This is a genomic window from Lacticaseibacillus jixiensis, from assembly GCF_042847315.1.
Classification (GTDB): domain Bacteria; phylum Bacillota; class Bacilli; order Lactobacillales; family Lactobacillaceae; genus Lacticaseibacillus; species Lacticaseibacillus jixiensis.
This window is the reverse complement of the sequence record NZ_BAAFPR010000012.1, coordinates 64687-88191: the sequence shown is the minus strand read 5'-3', so window position 1 is coordinate 88191 and position 23505 is coordinate 64687. Positions and strand designations below refer to the sequence as shown.

At 52.5% G+C, this 23505-nt stretch carries 26 protein-coding genes; 15 read left to right on the top strand and 11 right to left on the bottom strand.

All coding sequences use genetic code 11. The annotated features are described in order from the left end of the window. Window positions 1-5 precede the first annotated feature (5 nt). The 3 genes from ACGG90_RS09290 to ACGG90_RS09280 all read right to left on the bottom strand — a co-directional run bounded on the left by ACGG90_RS09290 (window position 6) and on the right by ACGG90_RS09280 (window position 2913). Window positions 6-815 carry an AraC family transcriptional regulator gene (locus tag ACGG90_RS09290; protein ID WP_390408676.1) on the bottom strand — a complete coding sequence of 270 codons (810 nt, stop codon included), beginning with the start codon at window positions 813-815 and terminating at the stop codon, window positions 6-8. A gap of 294 nt (window positions 816-1109) precedes the next feature. Next, window positions 1110-1970: a DUF5067 domain-containing protein gene (locus ACGG90_RS09285; protein ID WP_390408673.1), complete on the bottom strand. Its 861-nt coding sequence runs from the start codon at window positions 1968-1970 to the stop codon at window positions 1110-1112. A 112-nt stretch (window positions 1971-2082) separates the two neighbouring features. Further along, window positions 2083-2913: a LysR substrate-binding domain-containing protein gene (locus ACGG90_RS09280; RefSeq protein ID WP_390408670.1), complete on the bottom strand. Its 831-nt coding sequence runs from the start codon at window positions 2911-2913 to the stop codon at window positions 2083-2085. Between the two features lie 102 nt (window positions 2914-3015). On the opposite strand from ACGG90_RS09280, the gene ACGG90_RS09275 reads away from it, so the two are divergent. Continuing rightward, window positions 3016-4047, top strand: coding sequence for a YeiH family protein (locus tag ACGG90_RS09275; protein WP_390408667.1), 1032 nt, complete (start codon window positions 3016-3018; stop codon window positions 4045-4047). 105 nt (window positions 4048-4152) lie between these two features. Here the strand turns inward: ACGG90_RS09275 and ACGG90_RS09270 are convergent, their stop codons facing one another. The 3 genes from ACGG90_RS09270 to ACGG90_RS09260 all read right to left on the bottom strand — a co-directional run bounded on the left by ACGG90_RS09270 (window position 4153) and on the right by ACGG90_RS09260 (window position 7488). Then, window positions 4153-4647 (bottom strand): universal stress protein, encoded by a 495-nt coding sequence (locus tag ACGG90_RS09270; protein ID WP_390408665.1) that lies wholly within the window; start codon window positions 4645-4647, stop codon window positions 4153-4155. Window positions 4648-4701: 54 nt separating this feature from the next. Next, a complete protein-coding gene (locus ACGG90_RS09265; RefSeq protein ID WP_390408663.1) occupies window positions 4702-4983 on the bottom strand; it encodes a hypothetical protein in 282 nt (93 codons plus the stop codon). A 1224-nt stretch (window positions 4984-6207) separates the two neighbouring features. After that, a complete protein-coding gene (locus ACGG90_RS09260) occupies window positions 6208-7488 on the bottom strand; it encodes a replication-associated recombination protein A (RefSeq protein WP_390408660.1) in 1281 nt (426 codons plus the stop codon). Window positions 7489-7640: 152 nt separating this feature from the next. On the opposite strand from ACGG90_RS09260, the gene ACGG90_RS09255 reads away from it, so the two are divergent. Then, complete coding sequence (locus ACGG90_RS09255; RefSeq protein ID WP_390408657.1) at window positions 7641-9326, top strand: hypothetical protein; 1686 nt, start codon at window positions 7641-7643, stop codon at window positions 9324-9326. Here ACGG90_RS09255 and ACGG90_RS09250 read toward each other — a convergent pair. Next, window positions 9285-9692 carry a helix-turn-helix domain-containing protein gene (locus tag ACGG90_RS09250; RefSeq protein WP_390408653.1) on the bottom strand — a complete coding sequence of 136 codons (408 nt, stop codon included), beginning with the start codon at window positions 9690-9692 and terminating at the stop codon, window positions 9285-9287. The two genes, ACGG90_RS09255 and ACGG90_RS09250, sit on opposite strands and share 42 nt — an antisense overlap. 139 nt (window positions 9693-9831) lie before the next feature. On the opposite strand from ACGG90_RS09250, the gene ACGG90_RS09245 reads away from it, so the two are divergent. Then, complete coding sequence (locus tag ACGG90_RS09245) at window positions 9832-10029, top strand: helix-turn-helix transcriptional regulator (RefSeq protein WP_390408650.1); 198 nt, start codon at window positions 9832-9834, stop codon at window positions 10027-10029. Between the two features lie 61 nt (window positions 10030-10090). Here the strand turns inward: ACGG90_RS09245 and ACGG90_RS09240 are convergent, their stop codons facing one another. After that, on the bottom strand, window positions 10091-10525 hold the full coding sequence (locus ACGG90_RS09240) for a DUF1694 domain-containing protein (RefSeq protein ID WP_390408648.1): 435 nt from the start codon (window positions 10523-10525) through the stop codon (window positions 10091-10093). A gap of 64 nt (window positions 10526-10589) precedes the next feature. Here ACGG90_RS09240 and ACGG90_RS09235 point away from each other — a divergent pair, with 64 nt between their 5' ends. Then, a complete protein-coding gene (locus ACGG90_RS09235; protein ID WP_390408707.1) occupies window positions 10590-11177 on the top strand; it encodes a DUF1054 family protein in 588 nt (195 codons plus the stop codon). A gap of 61 nt (window positions 11178-11238) precedes the next feature. Continuing rightward, window positions 11239-11604, top strand: a complete 366-nt coding sequence (locus ACGG90_RS09230) for a Rid family detoxifying hydrolase (protein ID WP_390408645.1) — start codon at window positions 11239-11241, stop codon at window positions 11602-11604. 161 nt (window positions 11605-11765) lie between these two features. On the opposite strand, the gene ACGG90_RS09225 is transcribed toward ACGG90_RS09230, so the two are convergent. Continuing rightward, window positions 11766-12386 (bottom strand): isochorismatase family protein, encoded by a 621-nt coding sequence (locus ACGG90_RS09225; RefSeq protein ID WP_390408642.1) that lies wholly within the window; start codon window positions 12384-12386, stop codon window positions 11766-11768. 105 nt (window positions 12387-12491) lie between these two features. Between ACGG90_RS09225 and ACGG90_RS09220 the strand changes: the two genes are divergently transcribed. Beyond that, a complete protein-coding gene (locus tag ACGG90_RS09220) occupies window positions 12492-13691 on the top strand; it encodes an exo-beta-N-acetylmuramidase NamZ family protein (RefSeq protein WP_390408639.1) in 1200 nt (399 codons plus the stop codon). A gap of 129 nt (window positions 13692-13820) precedes the next feature. Then, window positions 13821-13976, top strand: coding sequence for a hypothetical protein (locus ACGG90_RS09215; protein WP_390408636.1), 156 nt, complete (start codon window positions 13821-13823; stop codon window positions 13974-13976). Between the two features lie 42 nt (window positions 13977-14018). On the opposite strand, the gene ACGG90_RS09210 is transcribed toward ACGG90_RS09215, so the two are convergent. Then, entirely contained in the window at window positions 14019-14447 is a 429-nt protein-coding gene (locus ACGG90_RS09210; RefSeq protein ID WP_390408633.1) for a nucleoside-diphosphate kinase, read from the bottom strand. Window positions 14448-14608: 161 nt separating this feature from the next. Between ACGG90_RS09210 and galU the strand changes: the two genes are divergently transcribed. Then, window positions 14609-15508, top strand: coding sequence for a UTP--glucose-1-phosphate uridylyltransferase GalU (gene galU / locus ACGG90_RS09205; RefSeq protein ID WP_390408630.1), 900 nt, complete (start codon window positions 14609-14611; stop codon window positions 15506-15508). A gap of 420 nt (window positions 15509-15928) precedes the next feature. After that, entirely contained in the window at window positions 15929-16414 is a 486-nt protein-coding gene (locus ACGG90_RS09200) for a hypothetical protein (RefSeq protein ID WP_390408627.1), read from the top strand. A 71-nt stretch (window positions 16415-16485) separates the two neighbouring features. Here ACGG90_RS09200 and ACGG90_RS09195 read toward each other — a convergent pair whose 3' ends face one another. After that, window positions 16486-17280 carry an aldose epimerase family protein gene (locus ACGG90_RS09195; protein ID WP_390408624.1) on the bottom strand — a complete coding sequence of 265 codons (795 nt, stop codon included), beginning with the start codon at window positions 17278-17280 and terminating at the stop codon, window positions 16486-16488. 138 nt (window positions 17281-17418) lie between these two features. Between ACGG90_RS09195 and ACGG90_RS09190 the strand changes: the two genes are divergently transcribed. The 6 genes from ACGG90_RS09190 (at window position 17419) to aroC (ending at window position 23498) form a co-directional block, all read left to right on the top strand. Continuing rightward, window positions 17419-17985 (top strand): restriction endonuclease, encoded by a 567-nt coding sequence (locus ACGG90_RS09190; RefSeq protein ID WP_390408621.1) that lies wholly within the window; start codon window positions 17419-17421, stop codon window positions 17983-17985. A 20-nt stretch (window positions 17986-18005) separates the two neighbouring features. Then, the gene (locus ACGG90_RS09185; RefSeq protein WP_390408704.1) at window positions 18006-18854 is read left to right on the top strand and encodes a sugar phosphate isomerase/epimerase; all 849 of its coding nucleotides are present in this window, start codon (window positions 18006-18008) and stop codon (window positions 18852-18854) included. A gap of 723 nt (window positions 18855-19577) precedes the next feature. Next, a complete protein-coding gene (locus ACGG90_RS09180; protein WP_390408619.1) occupies window positions 19578-20498 on the top strand; it encodes a DMT family transporter in 921 nt (306 codons plus the stop codon). A 308-nt stretch (window positions 20499-20806) separates the two neighbouring features. Continuing rightward, window positions 20807-22006: an MFS transporter gene (locus ACGG90_RS09175; RefSeq protein ID WP_390408616.1), complete on the top strand. Its 1200-nt coding sequence runs from the start codon at window positions 20807-20809 to the stop codon at window positions 22004-22006. Further along, a complete protein-coding gene (locus tag ACGG90_RS09170) occupies window positions 22003-22329 on the top strand; it encodes a chorismate mutase (protein ID WP_390408613.1) in 327 nt (108 codons plus the stop codon). The genes ACGG90_RS09175 and ACGG90_RS09170 overlap by 4 nt, the downstream gene beginning before the upstream one ends. Continuing rightward, entirely contained in the window at window positions 22329-23498 is a 1170-nt protein-coding gene (gene aroC, locus ACGG90_RS09165) for a chorismate synthase (RefSeq protein ID WP_390408701.1), read from the top strand. The genes ACGG90_RS09170 and aroC overlap by 1 nt, the downstream gene beginning before the upstream one ends. Window positions 23499-23505 lie beyond the last annotated feature (7 nt).

Here is a 23505-nt window from a genome sequence, read left to right as displayed (position 1 = left end):
ATCATTCAGCCGAACTGACGGCTGCGACGATACTTGAGCGGGGTGAAACCAGTTAAAGCCTTGAAGTCGTGAATAAAGCGGGAAATATCGCTGAAACCGCATGCCGCGGCGATTTGTTGGACTTGCCAGTCTTGATGGGCCAACAGCATCGCCTTGGCCTTGTGCAAGCGAAAGGCGTTGAGGTATTGCAGCGGGGTCACGCCGTAATAATCGCGGAAAAGCTTGGTTTGATACGGCGCAGAATAGCCGGTGATGGTGCATAACTTGGTGTTGGTCAGCGGCTCTTGGTAATGCTTGGTGATGTAATCCACGATCGGTTCATACAGCGATTGGGCGTAGAAGGCGTGGATCGCATGAACATTTTGTTTCAGCAGCAGCAAGAAGCGAAACACTGCAGTACTTTGATTCAAGCGGGCTTCTGGGGTGTCTTGGGTGAAGGCGTCGAGCTTGGCGTGGAGATAATCCGCCAGTTCGCCAGTCAGTTCTGGAAACATCAAGTAATGCGTCAACCCTAATTGCGCACTCAACTGCGGTGCCAGGGTGCCGGAAAAGCTCAAAAACGCGGTGCGCCAGCCACCAGCAGCCGGTGTGTAGGTGTAGCCGACGCCTGGGTGCAACAAGATGCCTTGATTTGGTGCCAATTGGATCGTTTGCCCGTCGATTTGGACCGTGCCGCTGCCAGCCAAGGTCTGCAGCCAGTTGTAATGCTGATCGCCTTGCAAATGCCGGTCAACGGCATGCTGCGGCCAATCATAGCCGATGGCATTGAAGGCTAATGGCGCATCACAACTCACGACGGGACTTTCAATCAACATGGCAGATCCTTCCTTTCGTTCCTACTCACTTTGAATTATAATTCACAATCTCTTCAAAAGCCACCTTTATCGCCAAAAACATGGTGATGACGCAAATATATGTGATAATGTTCGGATTATTTGTAAGCGGCAGTCTGTCATGCGGCGTCGATAGCAGGGGGATCCAAATAGCCAGGGCAATCGCGTGCTGCGTTTGCCCTGGCTGCTGTTTTAATTGGCATGAGTTAATTTGTGGGAATGCGATAAAACCGACGCAGAGCCAGGCAACAAGTGGCCATGATGGTTGCGTGCATGTTATTGGATCGCGTATTCTTTGGTCCCAATGGTCTCAAAGTTGGAATTGGAGAATTCAAGGGTGACCGGATTTGTATTCTTCAGTTCAAAGATCAAGACAGTATCCACAGTTTTACCTGGTAATAGTGCGTTGTTGAGGTTGTCTTCTTGTTGTTGCAGCGGATCATTTCCGTTCTCATCAGAATTCATCATGCCGACATCTAAATCGACATTTGAGGTGGCTGTTTTCTGTTTGGCGTTGATCACCATGTAGAAATTGGATGGATCTTGTTCCTTGGTGGAATTGTTGCGGATCGTATTGTAAATCACCAGGACCTTGGTGCCGTCTAAACCATCACGCACCTCAGACTTGGTTAGGGTCATCGTTTCATTACCAGCATAGAACACGTTCTTTTTGGCGTTGAAGAACCATTCGTGCTTGGCATCGGTGGGAATGGTGCCGTCAGCTGGCGCCTTGGTGGTTGTGGCTTTATTGATGGCTTTGGACGCCACGGGTTTCCCATTATGCTTGAGGCCTGAATAGGTGATCACCCATGAACCGACAACGGAAGTGGATTTCTTGATTTTCGCAGTCACCGTATCGCCTTTGGTGACGGCCTTGCCGTCTTTGCTGATAAAATTCAGGTGCTTGCCGGTTTCCAGGTTAAAACCAAAAGCGCTATTTGGCTCAATCTTTGAAATCTTGAATTTAACCGTCTTGCCTTGGACTTTCTTCCCAGCGTTTAGTGCAGTTTCTAACTTCGCGGCAGTATAGTCAACTTTTGGTGCAGTAGGCTTCGTTTGCGTTGTAGTTTTGCCACAAGCTGCTAACAACAGCGTCGCGGCGGCAACTGCCAGCAGTGAAACTATCCTTTTCTTCATTTTTCCCCCAGTCAGCTTTTGCTGAATTCATTATGTGGCAACAATGGCGCTACAAATATGATAACAAATTATTCTAATAAAGTAAGCGTTTAAATTAAACTGCGGTCATCCGCTAATCTGTTTCGGGCTGCTTGCCGGATTTCGCGTAGTACGCGCAGACAAATTGTTGCACCTGTGCGACAGGCAAATTATCTGCATCATTGCGGTTGACCATGTAGAATTGCCGCACAAATCTTGGCCCCAGCGAAGCATGGTGAATGCCTTGCGCCGCACGGGCAGAAATAATGGACTGGCCAAATCCGCTGCGCAACAAATGTACGATCACGGTGTTGTTATCAATTTCGATGACATCAGCGGTGATGTCTTTCTCGGTTAAATAGCGGTGGGTGTAATAATAAACGCCTGAGGCCTGCTCGCGAATGAGCCAAGGTCCGCTGGTGCCGGCGTGGACCAGTTGATCGTCAATTAACGTGTGCCGTTCAAGCTGCTTGGTGGCCAGCGGCTTTTCGATGAAGCCCAGATCTGCTTCATGGCGCAGCAAGGCATCTTGGACGCTTTGAGAATTCGTCATTTGCACGCTGAATTGAATGTTGGGAAACTGCGCGACCAATAGCGGCAACAATTCCGGCAGCAAGTAAGTCGCAAAGGTGTGTGAACTGGCAATGCGGCAAGGGGCTTTGTGGCCGGTGGCGCCGGGCAAACTTTGGTGCAGTTTGTCCCAAGTCGCAAGCATCGTGAGCGTTTCGTCGTACAGCACCTTTGCCGCCGGGGTGATGCCAACTTCACCGCGACCGTTGCGAATGAATAAAGCTGCGCCAAATTCGGCTTCCAGCTGCTTGATCTGGGCTGAAACTGTGGGTTGGGCAATGAAAAGCAAGGCCGCAGCCCGCGAGAAGCTGCGGGTTTCGTAAACTGTTTTGAAGGTGGTGAGATTTTTAAACATCGATTTCTCCATCAGTATTTGTGATAGCTCGTATTATAGCAATCAATCACATTGATGGAAACACTCCGGTATACTTGGTCGAGGACAAAAGGAGTGGACAAGATGGAAAAAACGAAAACAATTGGCAAGATGGCCGCATTAGCCCCGATCGTTCCCGGCCTGGCGGTATCGATCATGGTGGCCATTGCGGCCAAGCTTGTAGGGGAGTATGTGCCGAGTGTAGGCGGGGCGACTTTTGCGATTTTGTTTGGCATCGTGCTGGGCAACACAGTGTGCAAAAAGCCCGTGCTTGGCGTCGGCACGAAATTTGCTGAAAGCAAGCTGCTTGAAGTGTCGGTAGTGTTGTTGGGGCTGACCGTGACCTTCCAAACGATCGGACAAATCGGCTTGCGCGGCGCAGCCTATGTGTTATTGATGATGAGCGTGGTGATTTCTGCGGCGTATCTGATCGGCCGCAAGCTTGGTTTCAGTGAGAAAATGGCCCTGATGATGGCCGGCGGCAACGCGGTGTGCGGCTCATCAGCCATTGGCGCCATTGCCCCGGCGATCGAAGCCGACGATGCGGACAAAGGCCAGATCATCACGCTGGTGAACTTGCTGGGTACGGTGATGATGTTGACGCTGCCGTTTTTAGGCACGGCGTTGTTTGGCAAAACCGGCATGGCCACCAGTGCGCTGCTTGGCGGCACCTTGCAGTCAGTGGGGCAGGTGGTTGCCGGCGCCAGTTTGATCAATGGCCAAACCGTACAGTTTGCGATGCTGTTTAAGATCATGCGCATCATCATGCTGGTGGTGGTGGTGTACTTATTCACCCGCAAGGTCGAAGCCGATGGCCTTAAGCCAACGCGAGCCGCAGCCAATCGGAAAATGCGGCTGCCGATGCAATGGTACGTGTTAGGCTTCTTGATTTTTTGTATCTTAAACAGTGCCGTGACGCTGCCGGCGGTGATGGGCGACAGCGCGCATTTGCTCAGCACTTGGTGTGAAACCATTGCGTTAGCCGCCATTGGCTTGCGGCTGGATCTGGCGCGGTTTATCAAAGAAGGGCGCAGTTACATGATGTATGCGCTAGGCGTCGGGGCGGTTCAAACCGTTGCTGCCATTACCTTCATTAAGCTGCTTAGATTGGCGTAGGTCAATTCATGTGCAGCAAAGCAAGCAAATAGCGCCGTCTTGCTCATATTGGGCAAGACGGCGCTATTTGCTTGACTAAGCCTGCTGGAAGGCTTAGTCGATAGTTTACTTAGTGGATTTCTTAGGTTTCTTAGTGGAAGCTAAGGCCGGCTTGTTTTCTAAGTCGGTACGCACCACCAGCACGTCGCAAGCGGCGTTTCTGGTGACATACTCAGTGACGCTGCCGATCAATAAGCGCTCCACGGCGTTTAAACCGGTAGCGCCGATCATGATCAAGTCAATATTATGCGCCTTGGGCATGTCGCGGGCGATAATGGTCTTTGGTGCGCCATATTCAATGGTGTAAGTCACTTTCTCAAGCCCGGCAGCCTTGGCTTGCTGGACATAGCCGTCCATCGTCTTCTTGGCGGTTTCGGTGACTTGTTCAACCATGGCAGAGTCGAAGCTTGACACGTTTTGGAAAGCGCGAGTGTCAACGGTGTGTACCATAAACAAGTCCCCATCGTTACGCTTGGCAACAGCGATCGCCTTCTCGAAGGCGAGTTCGGATTCATAAGAGCCGTCGATCGCAACTAGAATGTGTTTGTATTGTTGTAACATGTCTATCACCTCTTAACTTAAGTATAAGGGTTTCCTAGGCAAAATGAAAGCGTGTTACGCTTGGTTGGTGATCAATTTCGGCAAGTTGATCCCCAAGATCCCCACTGCAGCTGCGCCTAACACCAATGCGCCTAACTGCACTTGAGTATTGGCCAAAACCGTCCCTAACAAAGCGACTAGTGCAGCCAAGATCAACACATAAGCATAGGTGCGCAATTGTTTGCCGGTTTTGGCCGGCACTTCTTTAAGCGTTAAGAAGCCTTGATGTTGATGAGCCAACAAGTACCAAGCCAAGGCCAATAAGACCAGCATATAAAGAACCATTACGATCGTCATAAAAAATATTTTCTCCTTCAAGCGGTGTCGTTTTGCGATCATCAGATTTGTTTGGAACCTCAGCCAGAGACTGCCGGATCGGCGCTTGTCCGGGTATGATGCGCGGTGGGGATCGTCGAGCTGCGCAAAGCAAAGCGGCAGTGATATAAGCTGGGATGCTGCCAAGGTGAAAAACACATTTGCGTCGCTGATAGCAGCCGCTAAGAGCGCCTTGTTTTGCCTTGGACCTTTTAGCAACGCAACTGTGCTTTACAATCACCCATTAATTATCCCTCAACGCACCTTACCAGCCAAGTTCATCAACCAATCTCATCGCCTGCGCTGAAGCTTTCCTCGCGCGCCGGAGCAATACCTGGCCGGGATTTTACCTCAAGATCGGAGTCCACGCCTGAAACGCTGTGGGCTTCGTCGAGCTGCGCAGCCCAACGCGGCGTGAGATAAGGCGTGACGTCAATTGGGCAAAGAGCGCCCAACTGACATCCCGTCTTATCTCCACCGCTAAATACGGACTGCTTCGCTCTGGTTATTCGTCGAGCTGCGCAAAGCAACGCGGCAGTGATATAAGCTGGGATGCTGCCAAGGCAAAGAGCGCCTTTGCGTCATCCCAGCTTATATCAGCCGCTAAATGCGCTTTGCTTCGCTCTGGTTTATTCGTCGAGCTCCGTGGCGCAACGCGGCGTGAGATAAGGCGTGACGTCAATTGGGCAAAGAGCGCCCAACTGACATCCCGTCTTATCTCCACCGCTAAATACGGACTGCTTTGCTCTGTTTTTCGTCGAGCTGCGCAAAGCAACGCGGCAGTGATATAAGCTGTGACGCCGCCAAGGCAAAGAGCGCCTTTGCGTCATCCCAGCTTATATCAGCCGCTAAGGGCGCTTTGCTTCGCTCTGGGTACAAAAAAACCGGCATACGCCGGCTAAGTCGCGAAGACTTAAATGAAAGGCTAGTAGTACCGTTCTCTTCCCGTTCTGTTGAAACCCGCGATTACGCAAGTGGGCCCAAACGTCCAAGGCGTTAGCCGCTCAGTGAAAGAGCGTCACGGCATCAGGCTCTTATGGTCCCAAGGTCTCGATACTGTTCGGTCAACTGAATATAGGGAAGCGCGCATACCTTAGGTGACTTCCATGGTTAAATCATAGCATCACTTGCCAGCAGATGCAAGTTTAAAACCTTGCTGGCTCAACGTTGGTAGCGCTATACCCAAAGCACAACGCCGCGCAGTTGTCAAGGTTTGCGCCCGGCTTGCAAGGCCCGCAACTGGGCCAAACGGGCGGCTAGGGCCTGCTCGTATTTGCCGGTGGTTTTGGCTTCGTAGTAATGTTTACCGCGCAAAGTTTCTGGCAAGTAAGCTTGTTTGACCCAATCGCCTGGGTAGTCATGCGGATACAAGTAACCAACGCCATGGCCTAAAGCTTGTGCGCCTTTGTAGTGAGCATCTTTTAAGTCGTCTGGAATCGCACCGGCGTGGCCGTCTTTGATATCTTGCAGCGCCGCATCGATGGCAGTCATGGCGGTGTTGGATTTAGGCGCCAAGCACAAGTCGATCACCGCATTAGCCAGCGGGATCCGGCCTTCTGGCAAGCCCAAGCGCTTCGCGGCTTGAATCGCCGTTAAAGTCCGGCTGGCAGTTTGCGGATTGGCTAAACCCACGTCTTCATAAGCAATCACCAACAGCCGGCGCAAGATGCTGGGCAAGTCGCCGATCACGATCAAGCGGGCCAAATAATGCAGCGCTGCGTCAACATCTGAGCCGCGGATACTTTTTTGAAAAGCAGAGATCAAATCATAATGCGCGTCGCCATCGGTGTCTCCATCAATGGCGCGGCGCTGCAGCGACTGATGGATCACTTCATCGCTGATGGTGATGTGCCCAGCCGCTTCTGGTGTGGACAAAACGGCCAGCTCTAACGCATTCAAGGCACTGCGCAAGTCACCATTGGTTGCATGAGTGAGAAATTCGCGCGCCTTAGGGGCTAACACCACTGGATATTCGCCTAAGCCGCGGGTCTTATCTGCCAAAGCGCGGTCAATGGCACTGGCAATATCAGTCGGCGTTAAAGGAAAGACTTGAAAAATCTGGGTGCGGCTGCGAATGGCTGGCAAAATGCTCATGTAGGGATTTTCAGTGGTGGCGCCGATCAAAATGATCCGCCCAGATTCCAAATGCGGCAGCAAGAAGTCTTGTTTGGTTTTATCCAAGCGATGGATCTCGTCTAACAACAAGATCACAGTGCCTGACATTTTTGCTTCTTCGGCGACGATTTGCAGGTCCTTCTTGGTGTCAGTCGCCGCATTAAGTGTGCGGAAGGCATATTTGGTGGCCCCGGCAATGGCGCTGGCGATGCTGGTTTTGCCGGTGCCAGGCGGGCCATAAAGGATCATGGATGAAAGGCGCTTGGCGATCACCATACGCCGGATGATCTGGCCTGCGCCGACGAGATGTTGTTGGCCGACGACTTCATCGAGGTTTTGCGGCCGCATGCGGTAAGCCAGTGGTTGTTGCATTTGCTCAGTCCTTTCGTCAGGTGTGAATAACTGTATCATAGCATATTGGGCCGGGTGCATCAGGTTAACCGTTTCCAAGCCGGCTCAGTGCTTGCAAGCCTAACTTGGCGTGATACGATAGACTTACACAATAACGATGATAGGATGATTATATGTATGATTATGGCCAAATGACCAAGCAGCTTAACTTGATCGGGTTACTGCCGCAAACGCAAATGCGGCTGCGTTTGCGTTTGTCAGCGACGACGCAGCGCTTGCCGCAGTCGCCATATTGGACCAGTACCAAAGAAGCACTCGTGGTGACGCTTCCGTTCACTGCTGATCTGCGGGCCACCACGCGCAAACTCGCGGCGGTGTTAGTGACGCTTAAGCGCTTAGGTGTGGACACAACCTTGCCAAGGCAACCGTTTGCCTTGGCTTGGATCTTGCCTGAGCAATTATTTGTTACCAGCTATGATGCCATCGCCAATAATGCAGATGCGCCAAGTTATGCCGCATTCAAAAGCGGCTGGTATCTGCGGGTGCTGCAAGTTTGGCCCAAGCTTCAGCCGCAGCTGCAAGCGGCTTTTGGGGTGCATGACGGCTTTAACGCGCAGGTTTTAGGGGATGTTGACAGTCCAAGCGGCTTGGTTGGGATCCAATGGCAACAAGTGCCGCTGTTAGCCAACACAGATACCGGCAGTCAAACCAGCAGTTTGTTATGGCTGCGTGCGGCGTTATGGGGCGTGTTGAATAATCAGCTGATCGATGCTTTGCCCACTTGGGGCCAAGCGACGATCATCGATCAAGAAACGGTGCAAGTCTTGCGGCGTTTTCAGCCAGGGGCCAGACATCAGGTGCCCAATTTCGACGATGGGGTGCATTTGGCAGGGTATCCGCAACTGACTTTGGATAATCAGCTGAAACTGGCGGCGGCCTTGGCCGAGGGGCATGCGATCGCGGTGTTGGACGAGCGCGCTGAAGTGTTGCAAATCGATGGCGCAGTGATTGCCGGAGCAGCCACCTTGAATTTGCAAGCCGCGGCTTTGGCGGCCAATGCCAAACCCGCCCAAAAGGCGCTGCTCGGTGCCGCTGGGTTACCGGTTCCACCTGCGGCAGAATACGTGAATCGCCAAACTGCGCTGCATGATTATGCGACCAGTTACCAAGACAAAGCCATCGTCGTTAAGCCCAGTTGCGGCCATGACGGCTTAGGCGTGCATGTGTTTATGCTGCCGCCAACGCAAGCGGCGTTTTTGGCGGCGTATGATGCCGCGGCCAAATATGGCAGTGTGTTGGTCGAAGCGTATGCCAAAGGCGCCGCTTATCGCTTGTTCGTGCAAGACGGACAGGTGCAAGCGGCGCTGGAATTGACCCCGGCAAATGTCGTCGGCGACGGCAGGCGCACCATCGCGGCCTTGGTTTCCCATAAGAATGCCAAACGCCCAGTGGGCTGGCAGCCGGTGGTGTTAGATGATCAAGCCAGCCAAGTCTTGGCGATGCAAGGCTTTAACGGCGACACGATTTTGCCGCGCGGGCATCAAGCGTTCTTGCGGTTTGCTTCAAACACCCGCTTTGGCGCCGATGGCTATGACGTGACCGATGACTTGGCAACCGGTTACTCAAAACTGGCTGTTAAAGCAGCACAAACGCTGAACTTAGCGGTGTGCGGGGTGGATATGATGATCCCGAATTTGTATCAAGCCTATGATCCGACTAAACCAGCCATGGCGGCGATTCTTAGCGTCACCGCCACGCCTGCTTTGTGGCCGCATGCGGTGGCGCAAATGGGCACCAAGCGCAACCTGGCCAGTCAGTTAGTGTCTGCGGTACTTGCCAGCAGCCGTCGTGCGCGCTAAAGCACGGGCAACATTCAACGTGCCAGCCAGTGATTCGCGCAAGACATTGCGTTGTGCGGCGTTCATTTGGGCACCGGCTAAAGTCGGCTGGCTTTGTTGATCATCCAGTTCGCTTAGCAAATGGGCCAGTTGAGTGTCGACATCAGCCAGCATTGGCGTGGCGCGGTGTTCTGTGCGGCCAAGCAAATAATCCAAAGAGACGCTGAAATAATCGGCTAAGCGGCGTTTGGTGGCGTCATCAGGTTCGCGGACGCCTTGTTCATAAGACGAATAGGCGGAAGCGGAAATTCCCAGTGAGTTGGCAAGGTCAACTTGCCGTAATCCTTTGTGTTCAGTACGAAGCTGTTTTAATCGTTCTGCGTTCATGTTCTTCACCTCATAAGTTACACTTTACAGTTACAATTTGTGTAGTTGAATGAAATCCACAAATTGAGCGTTTTCAACTTGACGGCCCACGAATTGTGACGTAATTTAAAGACAGCGTAACAAGATGGGAGTGAACCGGATGCGCGATTGGCTGGTCGGCAAAAGGCAGGCGTTGGGCTTGACTCAGCGCGAGTTTGCGGCGTTGTTGGAGATCCCGGTGAGCACGTTGGCGGCATATGAGCAGGCGGCGCGGACACCGACCGTTGCCCGGGCGAAAGCCTTGGCGCAGAAGTTGGATGTTGCATGGGAGAAATTCTTTGATTCTGATCAGAACTGACGCAAACTGGCTAGTGCAGATGCACTAGCCAGTTTCTTTGGTGCTGATCAAGTTGATGACGTCAGTTGAGAAAATCAAAGAAACTGTGTTTGCGTTCAGGAGCAGCTGGGGCAGTTGGCAAGGCGATGTCAGCGTGGTTGATAGCGGCTTGATTCACCACCAACAAGCCATAAGCGTCAGGTTCAAGGTGAGCAGAGTCATCATTGATGCTGGTGAAAGGCAAATTCACGCGGCGCGCCAGCTGCATATATGGCGCCAGCAAGGTGACATCGAGTTTGCCGTTTAGCAACAGCTTGTAGCCGTCAGCAGCGGTGTATTTGGCCAAGGCCTGCTGACAACTTGGCAAAGTCTTCGGGTCTTTCAGCTGTTCATTGGTGATCGCCAAAGCGACGCGTTCGCGCAGCGACCCCAAGTATTGGCGCCGCTCGTCTGGGCGGGTTTGGGGGTTGCCGTTCATGCTTTGGGTGAGGCGTTCATTCAGCTCGTCTTTGGTCATCCTCAACACGCTCCTTTATGCTAAAATGGTGTCTAAATTATAACACTTCGCAGGGGGTGCCGACATCTTTAACGAATCTGATTTTCGAATATTCCAAGAGCCGGATGTGGATCGCCGCTTGGCCTTGATCCGCACCCAACTCGGCCCTAAATTCGCCCAAGCCGGCAGCCAATTGCAGTACTTGGCCAAGCAGCATGCCGGCGTTGATTTCACTGTGCACATTGCCAAACACGCCAGACGCCACGTCAATCCGCCGCAGAACACGTGGCTGGCCTTATCTGCCAGTGCCCGCGGCTATAAGATGCTGCCGCATGTCGAGCTGGGCTTTTGGGATGATCGGTTGTTTTTGTGGGTGGGCGTGTTGCAAGAAGCCAAGCCTTTCTTTGGTGTGCTGCCGACGTTGGCGCAGCTGCCTCAAGGCTTTGCTTTGGCAGATTCGCATATCAATAAAGCCACTCAGCCCTTGAATGCCGCAACCCTTGCCGCACAGAATACCCGCTTTAAACAAGTGGCAAAAGCAGAGTGGCTGCTGGTGGCCAATCACTTGGCGCAAGCGCCAACTTGGCAAGACCCAACGCGCTTGTGGCGCACGATTCAACAAGAATTCCTGGCCTTGTTGCCGGTTTATCAACTGTTGACGACAACAAAATAACCCTGTTTCCATGATAGAATTATGGTAAAATGATGACATCAATCTTAGGAGGCTCTCATTTATGGAAACAATCTACACGCCTAATGCGCCAGAACCCCTTGGCCCATACTCACAAGCTAAGCAAGTTGGGGACTTGGTGTTTATTTCCGGCCAAATCGGCATCGATCCGCAAACGGGTAAATTGGCTGGCAGCGATATTGAAACCCAAACCCGCCAAGTCATGCAGAACCTCGAGGCAATTTTGCAAGCCGCTGGCAAAACATATGCCGACGTGGCCAAAGCCACTTGTTTGCTGGCGAATATCGATGATTTCGCCAAGTTCAACGCCATTTATGGTGAATATGTGGTTTCTAAACCGGCGCGTTCGACTTTTGCGGCTGTGATCCCAGCAGGCGCTTTGGTAGAAGTTGAATTGATCGTTGGCTGATCATACGAAAACGTTGCTAAGACATAAGTCACATCGTCGCGTTCCATAAAGCAACGCCAAGTAACGCAAACTGCTCTGTACCGCGATTCATAGTGCGAATCGTGGTGCAGAGCAGCTTGCGTTATTGGCTAAAACCGCTTTATGTCTCAGCCTCGTTCGCTTCAGCTTAAATCAATGAAATCCCCGGCGCCTAGCAGTAAGCGTACGAAGTCTGGCACATATTCGGTGCGATTCCAATCCCGCTGCCACTCACAAGCCAGCTGCGCGTTGGTGATCAATTCACCGCCGGCTTGTTCGATGCGCCTAAGCGCTGTTTCATGAGCGACGGTGCTGGTGCCGCCAACTGCATCCGCTACGGCAAACACGTCATATCCAGCCCGCAGCGCGTCTAGTGCCGGGAAGGTCAAGCACGCTTCAGTCCACAACCCGGCCATTACCAATTGTTGTTTGCCAGTAGCGCTAACGGCTTCGACGAAATCTTTGTCTTGCCAGGCGTTGATGCTGGTGCGGTCGTAGCTGGGCACGCCTTCCAGCAGTTGACGCAAGGGTTTAATGGTTTCTTGATTGCGCCCGGTGGCCACGTTGACGGTGGATAACACGACTGGCACATGGTAGGCCAAGGCCAATTGCACCGTCATTTCAATGTTTGCAATCAAGGTTGGATGATCGATCGATCGCACAGATTGGATCTGGGTGGGTTGATAGTCGATCACCAACAAAGCGGCATTCTCCGGTGTCAACAATGTATCTGCCGCGGGATCGCGGCGCGGATAACTGGTCATAATGATCACCTCATCTCAAGATATTGGGTCAATTGCCAAGCATTTCTGCTTTAAAGGGAGTGTAGCGCGCACTGGCTGAAATTGCGAAGAAGTGCCTTGTGAATTATGAACAAGACTCAGGCGGTGGTACAATGTGGGCAATACTTCAAGAAAAAAGGTGACAAGATGCTAGTAGGAGTCGAGAACATCGCGGCGTATTCGAGTTTGATCAGACACGCCAGAATCGGGTTGGTGACGAATTTCAGCGGCTTGACCAGCCGCTTTGAACCGACTGGCAGCGTGTTAAACCAATTTGGTACGGTGGTGAAGCTGTTTGCCCCGGAATATGGCTTGCATGGGCTGAATGCCGGACACGAAACCGTGGCTGATGTGGCTTGCGATCCCCAACTCAAGGTGCCGGTGGTCAGTTTATATGGCGAGAAATTCATGCCGGACTTTACTGATTTAGCCGATTTGGATGTGGTGGTGTTTGATATTCAAGACACCGGCGTGCGCTATCATTCCTTCATCAACACCTTGTTGCGCGTGATGCAAAAAGCCGAACAAGCTGGCAAGCCGATGATCGTCATGGATCGGCCGCTGCCCATCGGCCGCAAACAGCCGCTTGGCACGCGCTTGGCGCCGGCATACATGTCATTTGTCGGATTGCTGGCCACGCCGGCTTTGTACGGCTTGACCATCGGCGAATTGGCGCGCTGGATCCAAGCCACCCAGCTGCCTGAGCTGCAATTAGAGGTGGTGCCGCTGATCAATTGGAACCCGCATTTAACCATCACCCAAAACGGCTTGCCATGGCAGGCGCCTTCGCCGAACTTGCCAACCGAAGCGGCGGTGCGCTTATATCCTGGGTTAGGGTTGCTGGATGGCACTAACATTTCCGTAGGGCGAGGCACGGTGCGGCCTTTTGAACAAATTGGCGCGCCGTTTATTGACGGCATCAAGCTGGCCAAGCGCTTGCGTCAACTGGCCAGCCAGCGCGGCCGCGTGGGCTTTAAACCAATCTGGTTCAAGCCGATGCAAGGGCGTTATGCTGGACAGATCTGCCAAGGCGTGCAGCTGCACGTGCAAGACAATGGGCTCAACCCGCTGCGCCTAGGTGCTGAAATCCTGGCGAATTTGGCGGCGCTGTATCCCGCCGAGCTGGTTTATACCAAGCCTTTGCCGCAACTTGGCACAGCACATACATACCTGGAATATCTGTGTGGGCGCGTGATGCAAACACCTTATGACATTGCCCAGTTGACTGCCAGCAGCGACTATAATCCCGCCTTTCAGCTGGAAACAGCCGGTTACTATTTATACTAATTCTGTTATAGAAAACGTTTGAAACTGTCCTATTGATTGTGCAAATCAGCCTTCTTTGGCAAATCGGTTTCCTTACTTGAAATATGTGATATATTGAAGATGAAAATTTCAATTAAGGAAGCCAACATTATGAAAAACGAATCCGTCATCGTCCCAGAATCCACGTATAACTTTGATGTTTTAAACGGCAAGCTGTTGTTGAACCGCTTTGCGCAGCACGCCCAAGATGCCAAGAGTCGTGCCCTTTGGCAGAATGCTTTTGACTACGCGGTCAGCGCCCGCTGAGCTTAAAAAATCCCGGCTAGCAAATTGCTAACCGGGATTTTTTTAGGCGAAGCGTTCTGGAAACCAGATCTTCATTTCGCGTTCGGCACTGGCCACAGAGTCTGAAGAATGTACCACGTTGCGGATCGGGCCTGGGCCCCAAGCACGGGCGAAATCGCCGCGAATCGTGCCAGGCAAAGCTTCTTGCGGGTTGGTAGGGCCGGTCATCTTGCGGAAAGTTTCCACAATATCCACGCCGCTGGCGATGATGGCCACCAGCGGGCCTTCTGTCATGAACGCTTCGATGCCTGGGTAGTAAGGCTTGCCGACTAAAGCGGCGTAATGTTGTTGCAGCTGCGCCGGGGTGGCTTGGACGACTTTCAAAGCGGTGATGGTGAAACGGCGGCGTTCCAGCCGGGTGATGACGTCGCCGATATGGCCGCTGGCCACACCGTCTGGCTTGACTAGAATCAACGTGTTTTCTTCGTGCATATTATCCTCCTTATGCAGTGCGCTAACTATAGTTTACATTGTTGAAGCATGGCGCGCCACTGCTTGCAGAAAATTCTTAGCGGCACTTGCTGGCAAAAATTGGGCAAAATCGCCGTGCTAACGTATCATTAAGGTATCCTATCGCACAAGGAGGCGCCATCATGAAAGTTCGCAAAGCAGTGATCCCAGCCGCCGGCCTCGGAACCCGGTTTCTGCCGGCGACCAAAGCCTTAGCCAAAGAAATGTTACCGATCGTGGATAAACCCACCATTCAATTTATTGTGGAAGAAGCCAAGGCTTCTGGCATTGAAGATATTCTGATCGTGGAAGGCAAACAGAAGCGTTCTATCGAAGATCATTTTGATTCGGCCCCAGAATTGGAACAAAACCTCGCCGCCAAAGGCAAACAAGATTTGCTGCAACTGGTGCATGAAACCACGGATATCGGCGTGAATCTGTTCTTCGTGCGCCAGCCTTATCCCAATGGCTTAGGCGATGCGGTGCGCTTGGCGCGTTCATTCATTGCTGATGAGCCTTTCGTGGTGATGCTAGGCGATGATCTGATGACCGACCAGGTGCCGCTGACCAAGCAATTGATCGAAGCGTATGATCAAACCCACGCTTCGATCTTGGCGGTGATGAAGGTGCCGCATGACGACGTTTCCGCTTACGGGGTGATCGATCCGGATAAGGCGGTGCGTCCTGGGCTGTATAACGTGAAGCGCTTTGTGGAGAAACCGGCAGTCGCCGATGCGCCGTCAGACTTGGCGATCATCGGCAGGTATCTGCTGACGCCTGAGATCTTTGACTTGCTCGATCAACAAAAGCCGGGCCTTGGCGGTGAAGTTCAACTCACTGATGCGATTGATGCATTAAATCGCACCCAGCGCGTGTTCGCCCATGAATTCAAGGGCCAGCGCTTTGATGTCGGCAACAAGTTCGGATTTGTGCAAACCACAATCGAATACGGGTTAACGCACCCAGAAGTCCAAGCACAGCTGCGGGCCTATTTATTAGCCTTAGCCAAGCGGTTAACCCCAAAGCCGCCAACAAAATCATAAACATGACAGCTGAGACGTAAAGCGGCTGCGCCAATAACGCAAACTGCTCTGCACCGCGATTTGCAAGATGAATCGCGATGCAGAGCAGTTTTGCTTTACAAAGTGTCTCGCAACGATGCGAGCGATGGCTTGGACACTTTTGGTTTGCCGCATAGTGATACAATGAACACATCAGAAAAACAGGATTCAGCAAATGGTGATCAGGCAAATGCTCAACTGATATTTTAGATTAAATGTCATGTAACCTTGCAAAAATATGATGAAAGCCCGTTCAATATAAGAGTTTCATGAAAAATTCAAGGAAACTTAGGAAACCGGTCACCGAAGACTTCACAAATCAGAATAATCGTGTATGATAGAAATTGTTGAAAGATATTGATACAGAAATAAGCAGATATTCATACAGGAGGCAGCAAACACATGAAGAAGTTAACGAGTATTGTATCCATCGTCGTCGTGGCCGCGTTTCTCGCGTTGATCGGGGTCGCTTCCGTTTCGGCCAACAGCCGCACCGGTGAAACTGTGGCAGATCGCATCCAGAACCAAGATTTCTATTCCAAAGCCGCTAACATTTATGGGGACCGTACCACTGGCATGCATTATGGCCCTGATGTGCTGAGCTTCTCCGGCTTGAAGGCTTCCAGCGACGAAATGCGCGTGGGGGACTTGTTCACCACAGCCACCACACCTAGCTTACAATTGGTGCACTTCACCACTGAAGGTAACAAGTTAGTTGCTGCCAAAGCCGATTTGCCAGCCGGCGTTTCCAGTTACTATGTTGAAGTCGCTCAAGACGAGAATTCCGTGGTTTTGCATGAAACCAAAAACGGTGTCACCCGCACCCGGGTTGGCTATGCCATCAGCGAATTTAGTGCCAACTTGGCCCAAGCCGAATATAACCACTAAAAGTTGCTGTGCCAGCACAAAAACGCCTTTCGCATCACATTTGCGGAAGGCGTTTTTGGTGCAACCAAGCCTTAATTGGCGTGCAGTTGCACAGTGGTGGTCAAGGTATATGGATGTGCCGCGTCGACGATGACTCCGGCATCTTGCGCGTCCACCAGCGGCCGCAACCCCACCGCGGCGTGGGGGTGGCCTTGAATGCCGTTGAAGTTGGTGGTGGTATCCAGGTGTTCATAAGTTGACACCGCCACGCCTAAGCCGCTAGTGGTCCAATCAAGCGCCCAAGCGGCGTCAGCCAAGCGGACTTTGGTGGCGGTGCTGACTGTGGCCGTTGGTGTGATCGGCGCAGCGTCACCTAAGGTTAATTGCTGATGCATAATGGTGCGCGCCGGGTCGCCAGTCAGCATGAAGGCGAGGTTTTGCCAAGGGCGGATGGTGATTGGCGTGTCAGAAGTGACCTGCAAGCTGCTCGTCCAAACATTGTCATCATCCAACTGGTGGGTCACGGTGAGTTGTTGTTGACCTGGTGTATCATCGGCAGTTTGATCCAGCGTTAAGTGGAAGCTGACTTGATTTGGACCATCGATGGTGGCCGCCCAGTTCCAATTCTGCCAATCAGTGCGAGTTGGATGCGCGAAGTCGCGGCCTAACAAAGCCCCGAAGTGCTCGGGTTGATTGAGATAATCTTGCAAGGTGACAAAGCCGACAATCAGATTCGGGTCTGCGCCGTTGGCTTCAGGTAAGCGCAACTGCTGGACTCTGGCACCGAAGGTCAATAATCTAACGGCCATTTGGTTTTGATTGGTGAGACTGTATTGGGTGATGACTTCATTTTGAAGTCTGGCGAAGACTTTGGTGGTAACTGACATGCAACCGCTTCCTCTCGTAATTACCTTTAGCGTACCGAATTTTTGGCGGCGATGCAATGGATTTTGGGCTAAAGCCCTAGGCGAGGCGCTGATGCTTCTGGTACATTAGTAAGGACAACAACGGAAAAGAGGTTCGCGATGTTACACCAATTATTAAAGCGCGCCTATTATGCGCTGTGGGCAGCCTTTTGCTTGGCGTTGGTTTATTGTTTTGTGGTGCGCCGGTTCTTGGCGATCCAAATCAAAGCCCACATTGATCCAGTCGTGTTTGTGGTGATCAGCATCTTCGTCGTTTATCACGCGTGGTGGCTGTATCGGCATCACTTCAAATACCGCGATTTGCAGCTGGAACAAGTTGACGCCATGGAAGGCGAAGAATTCGAGCATTTCTGCGGGTTCTTGTTGAAGAAAAACGGCTACAAGAAAGTGCAAGTCACCCAAGCCACCGGCGATCAAGGCATCGACATCATCGCCACCAAGCAAGGAAAAACGTGCGGTTTTCAGTGCAAGCGGTATACTGGTTTTGTCGGGAATAAAGCCGTCCAAGAAGTATGGACCGGGCATAATTTCTATAAACTCGACGAAGCTGCCGTGATCACCAACAGCGAATTCTCTGATTCTGCCAATGAACTGGCAGATGAACTGGGGGTGCGCTTGATTGATCGGCCGCGTTTGAAGCGGATGATGCGGCGCTTGCCCAGTTAAGGGAGGGAGACACGATGGCCTTGCAGCTTGGCTTGAAAGCCAGCACTGATGAACAACAAATCGACAACCGGTTGCAACACCACCCGGATGTCTTCGAGTTTCACTTAACCGAAGCCGACTTCACACCAGCAGGCTGGGCGCATTTTGAAGCGATGGTCGCCAAAGTCCAAGCCGTGGTACCGCGTGTGGTGTTTCATCATCCGATGAAATATCAAGGGTTGCGCTGTGAACTGTGCGTCAACAAACTGGCGTATCCGGCCCTTTATGAATTCGTGATGACCAGCTCGAAGCGCTTGATCGAATTTGCCAAGCAAGTCGGCGCTGTGGCTTTGATCCATGGCGGCTACGGGCGCCACCGCGGCGAACACGACTTCACCAGCGATTGGCCGGATCTGGCGACTGCTCAGAAGGTGGTGTTAGGCCGGATGGTAGATTTCACTGCGATGGCGCCGGACAATGTCGTGTTTGAAAACTCGATCTTACCAGTGTTTGCATACGGAGATCCAGCATTTGAAGCCAAGTTATTGGCGCTGCAATTGCCATTGGCCTTTGATGTGTCGCATGCGTTCATCTATGTGCACGGCGACAACAACCGCTTGATCGCGTCGATGCGCCATTTGCGGCCGTTTGTGCGGCATTATCATTTGGTGGATTCGATGGGGTTGACGCATGACAGCCTGATCGTTGGCAACGGGGCGATCAATTGGCGGCGGGTGCTGCATGCGATGAATTCGAATGCGTCGATGATTTATGAGATCAACTTGGCCAATCAGTGGGATTGCTCGGAGATGCTGGCCAGTCAGTGGTATTTGGAACAATTGGCAGAAAAAGACCAGAGTGAAAACCAGAGCGGAGCAAAGCGGGTTTAGCGGTGGATATAAGGCGGGATGACGCTAAGGCGTTCTTTGCCTTGGCGGCGTCACGACTTATATCACGCCGCGTTGCTTTGCGCAGCTCGACGAAGACCACAGCGTAAAAGGTGGGCAGGGTCCGGACAGGTGTTGCTCCGGCGCGCGGGGCCAGTAAGACGGCGCAGGCGGTGCGGCCGGCTCCAACCACGCAAAGTGCGCGTGTTTTACGCCTAACTTTTGAGCTTTGCACTCGCCTGCGGCTCGTCTTGCAAATCTCAAAAGTTGCCGCGATTAGCACAGCGAGCCTTGCACAGCCCGCAAGTCTCACTGTGCTAATCGTTTCACGGCCTGACCGTCTTGCTGGCCCCGCGCACCTGCGCAACACCTGTCCTTCATGATTCGAGTCAGGCTGCCTGATAGTGAGATGGACTTAAGTGGTGTGAGGCGTGTCGTGGGATGATTGATAGATGATTGCGAAACACCGCGGCCCACGAAAGACTAGAGCTAAGCAGCGTGTACCTAGCCATGAGTAGCAGCGGGGACGCCGTTTGGGCGGTTGATGCCCAAGCGGCTCACGATTTCTACGCTGGGGCATTGGGCCATGTAGTTCGACGACGGCATGATGTTCCAACCGATTCATCAAATTTCTGATATTATTTCATAATTTTAGGTGCATAGCCGCTTGGCTGTGCGCCTTTTGTTGTGGTAGCATTAAGCGGAATTATCAGATGGGGGAATATGATGTCAGCGCGAGTAAAAGGTTTGCTGTGTGCGGTATTGGGGCCAGTATTATGGGGCGTGTCAGGCAATGTGGCCCAGTGGCTGTTTGATTCAGCGCATTTGCGGCCGGATTGGCTGGTGGCGGTGCGGCTGTTGTTAGCCGGGTGTTTGTTGATGATCTGGTGTTTGGCCACACGGCGTGAAGAAACGGTGGCGCTGGTGCATCAGCCGCACTTGTTGATACAAGCGTTGGGCTTTGGGGTGTTTGGGGTGGTGGTGTCGCAGTTTTCTTATTTCACTGCCGTTGCCACGTCCAATGCGCCAACAACTACGGTATTGCAATATTTGGGGCCGTTATTTATCGTGTTGTGGCTGGCGCTGCGCACGCGCAGCTGGCCGGCGCGCATTGACGTGATCTCGCTGATCGTGGCGTTTGTGGGGATCATTCTGTTGGTCACTCATGGCCAGTTGACCAAGTTGGCGTTGTCGCCGCAAGGGTTGTTTTGGGGCGTGGCCGCAGGGCTTGGCGCGGCGTTATACACGCTTTTGCCAGTGCATTTGCTGCAACAAGTGTCTGCGCCGGTGGTGATCGCTTGGGCGATGTTATTTGCCGGGATCGTGATGAGCCCGGTATTGTGGCTGACCCAAGCGCCGCATTTGACGGTTGCGATCGTTGGCGGTATCGGGTATGTGACGGTGTTTGGCACGTTGTTTGCTTATTTGTTGTATCTGGTGAGCCTGCAGGCGGTGTCGCCAACGGTGGTGGGGATGTTGAATGTGTTTGAGCCGCTAACAGCAACGGTGGTGGCGATCATCGCCTTTCATGCGCATTTCGGTATTGCGGAAATCGTTGGCGGATTGTTGGTGTTAAGTACCAGCTTCTTGCAGGTGCTGCCGCATGCGCGACGCGGGGTTTCAGCGTCTGTCGACAAACAAGATTAAGCCTTGATGATAATTATAGGTTGACCTTTCACATAAATGGTGTTTTAATTAAAAACAACTTATAAAACGAAAAGGGATCATGATAATGGTTAATTCTCAACATATCGCAGTTGCAGCTTACTATTATGGCTTTTACTACTTTAGGTAATGTCCGTGCTTGGCACGGACGTACACGTCCGTGTCTAAGGTGGCAAAGCCCTTTTCGCTTGCCGGTTAGACACTTGTCTAGCTAGCGGCGATACGAATCCCTTGTATCTTTCAAGCCAACTAGACGTCTAGTTGGCTTTTTGATTGCAAAGGAGATCCGTATGACAACATCTATGCAGCATCGCTTATCGTTAAGCTTGTACCTCAATTACATCGTCCATGGCATTGGCTTGATCATCATCGCGCAGAATATGCAAGCGTTGAGCCAAAGCTTTGGCTCTCCAGTCGCCACTGTCGCCTTGGTGTTATCTGGCGTCGGGCTGGGGCGCTTTCCGGCATATTTTGCCTTCGGCGTCTTAGCCGACAAAATGGGACGCAAAGCCTGCATCTACATTGGCATGGCCTTATATTTGGTGTTTTTTGCCGGGATGATGCTCACGCATAACTTGCAGGTGGCTTATGGTTTGGCAATGTGTGCCGGGGCAGCCAATTCCGCTTTTGACGCCGGGTCGTATCCGACTTTTGCAGATCTTGGCGGCAAGGCCAAGGCGTCGAATGTCTTGATCAAAGCGGCAATGTCGATCGGGGAGTTCATCTTACCGATTTTCGTGGCTTATAATGAAAACATGCATGGTTGGTACGGCTGGTCCTTTGCCATCGGGGTGGTGCTGTTGGTGATCAACGCCGCGTTGCTGGTGCCGATCCAATTTCCGGCCATTAATGCCGGTATCGCTGATGCGACACATCAGCAATTGACCTTAAGCATGCCGCGCAAGGTGTTGGCAACGATTGCTTTGGCTTTGTATGGTTACACGTCAATGGGCTTGATGATTTGGTTCACCCAATGGATCAGCTTGTATGCCACCAAGGTATTAGGCTTTTCGAATCTTAATGCCCACTTGTTATTATCCAGCTACTCGGTAGGCAGTATCACCGGTGTATTGGTGATTTTCGCCTTGTTGCGCAAACAAGTTCCTGAAGGCTGGCTGCTGGTGGCTTTGAACGCTTGTGGGGCGCTGGCGTTAGCGGCGGTGTGCTTGGTGCATACGCCGTTGATCGGCATGATTGCCGCGTTTGTCTTCGGCTTGTCGGCGGCAGGAGGCGGCATGCAAGTGGGCTTGACGATGTTTTTGAGCATGTACCCCAATATCAAAGGTTTGATCACTGGGATCTTCATGAATTTCGGCAGCTTGGCGACGTTTTCGGTGCCGCTGATCACCGGCTGGTTATCGGCACATGTCAATTTAGCCACCGCATTGCGGGCTGATTTGCTCGTGGCTGTGGCTGGGCTGGCGCTGGTGTTTGTCGCACGCAGCGCCATGCATGAAGCGCAAACAACGCAACAGGAGGCAATGGCATGATGAATCAAGACGAAATACATAACGCCGCGTGGCAGCAAGCCCAAGCGGGTTTGGCCAAGCAGCGCCAAGAGATCAATGAAATCGACGCGCAAATCGCCAAGTTGCTGCAAAGCCGATTTGCCGCCAGTCGGCAAATCGCCCAGCTGAAAGCCAGCGCCAATTTACCGGTGTTAAACGTCACCCGCGAAGCGCAAGTGTTAGCACATGCTACCAAAGACGTGGACGATCCGGCGGTAGCTGAAGCGATCCGCGGCATTTTTACCACGATCATGCAGGAATCACGAGCCTTACAAAATGAACAACTGAAGAAAGCGCAGGTTTAATCATGAATTACATGACAGCAGGAGAATCACACGGCCCACAACTCACCGGGATCTTAACCGGCGTACCTGCCGGGTTGCACTTGGATATCGATGCCATCAACGCGGCTTTGGCAGCGCGTCAAGGCGGCTATGGCCGCGGCAGCCGCCAAAAGATCGAACATGATACCGTGCAAATCGTCGGCGGTGTGCGCCACAGCATCACCATGGGCGGCCCGATCGCTTTGGTGGTGGCCAACCGCGATCACGGCCATTGGGGTGAGATCATGTCGCCCACGGCTGAAGAAACCGCAGAAAATTCCTTACGTCAAGTGACGCGGCCGCGGCCTGGCCATGCCGATTTGGTCGGCGGCCAGAAATACGGCCATCACGACATGCGCAATGTGCTGGAACGCTCCAGCGCCCGTGAAACGGCGATGCGTGTGGCCATCGGCGCGATTTGCAAGCAACTGCTTAACGCTGTAGGCATCACCTTAGTGGGTTATGTTGATCAAGTCGGCACCGTAGCCGGCCCGGCAGAGAAGCCTTTAGATGTTGCAGCAATTGAAAAGGCGATTTCCGAAAACGACATGCGCATGCTGGCTGATGATGATGTGGACCGTATCCATGCCTTGATCGATGAAACCCGCCATGCCGGCAATACTTTAGGCGGCATTGTGCGCGTGGTGGCTAACGGCGTGCCAGCAGGATTAGGCAGCTACACCAGCTGGGATGCGAAGTTAGACGCCAAGCTTGCCGCGGCAGTGATGGGCGTTAACGCGTTTAAAGGCGTGGAAATCGGCGACGGCTTTGAGGCGGCGACAAATTTCGGCTCGGAAGTGATGGATGAAATTGATTGGCATCAAGATAGCGGCTACACGCGCTTAAGCGATCACCTAGGCGGCTTTGAAGGCGGCATGACCAATGGCATGCCAGTGGTGGTCCGCGGCGCCATGAAGCCGATTCCGACGCTGTATCAGCCGCTGCAATCTGTAGATATTCACACCCATGAAGTGTCTAAAGCCAATGTGGAACGCTCAGACACCACAGCCATTGTGCCAGCGTCGATCGTGGTGGAAGCGGCAGTGGCTTATACGTTAGCTGATGCGCTGACGCAGACATTCGATGATGCGAATTTGGCGCGCTTGCAGCAACAAGTGGCGGCATATCGCAAAGAATTTGCGCAGTTTTAAGCGGAGG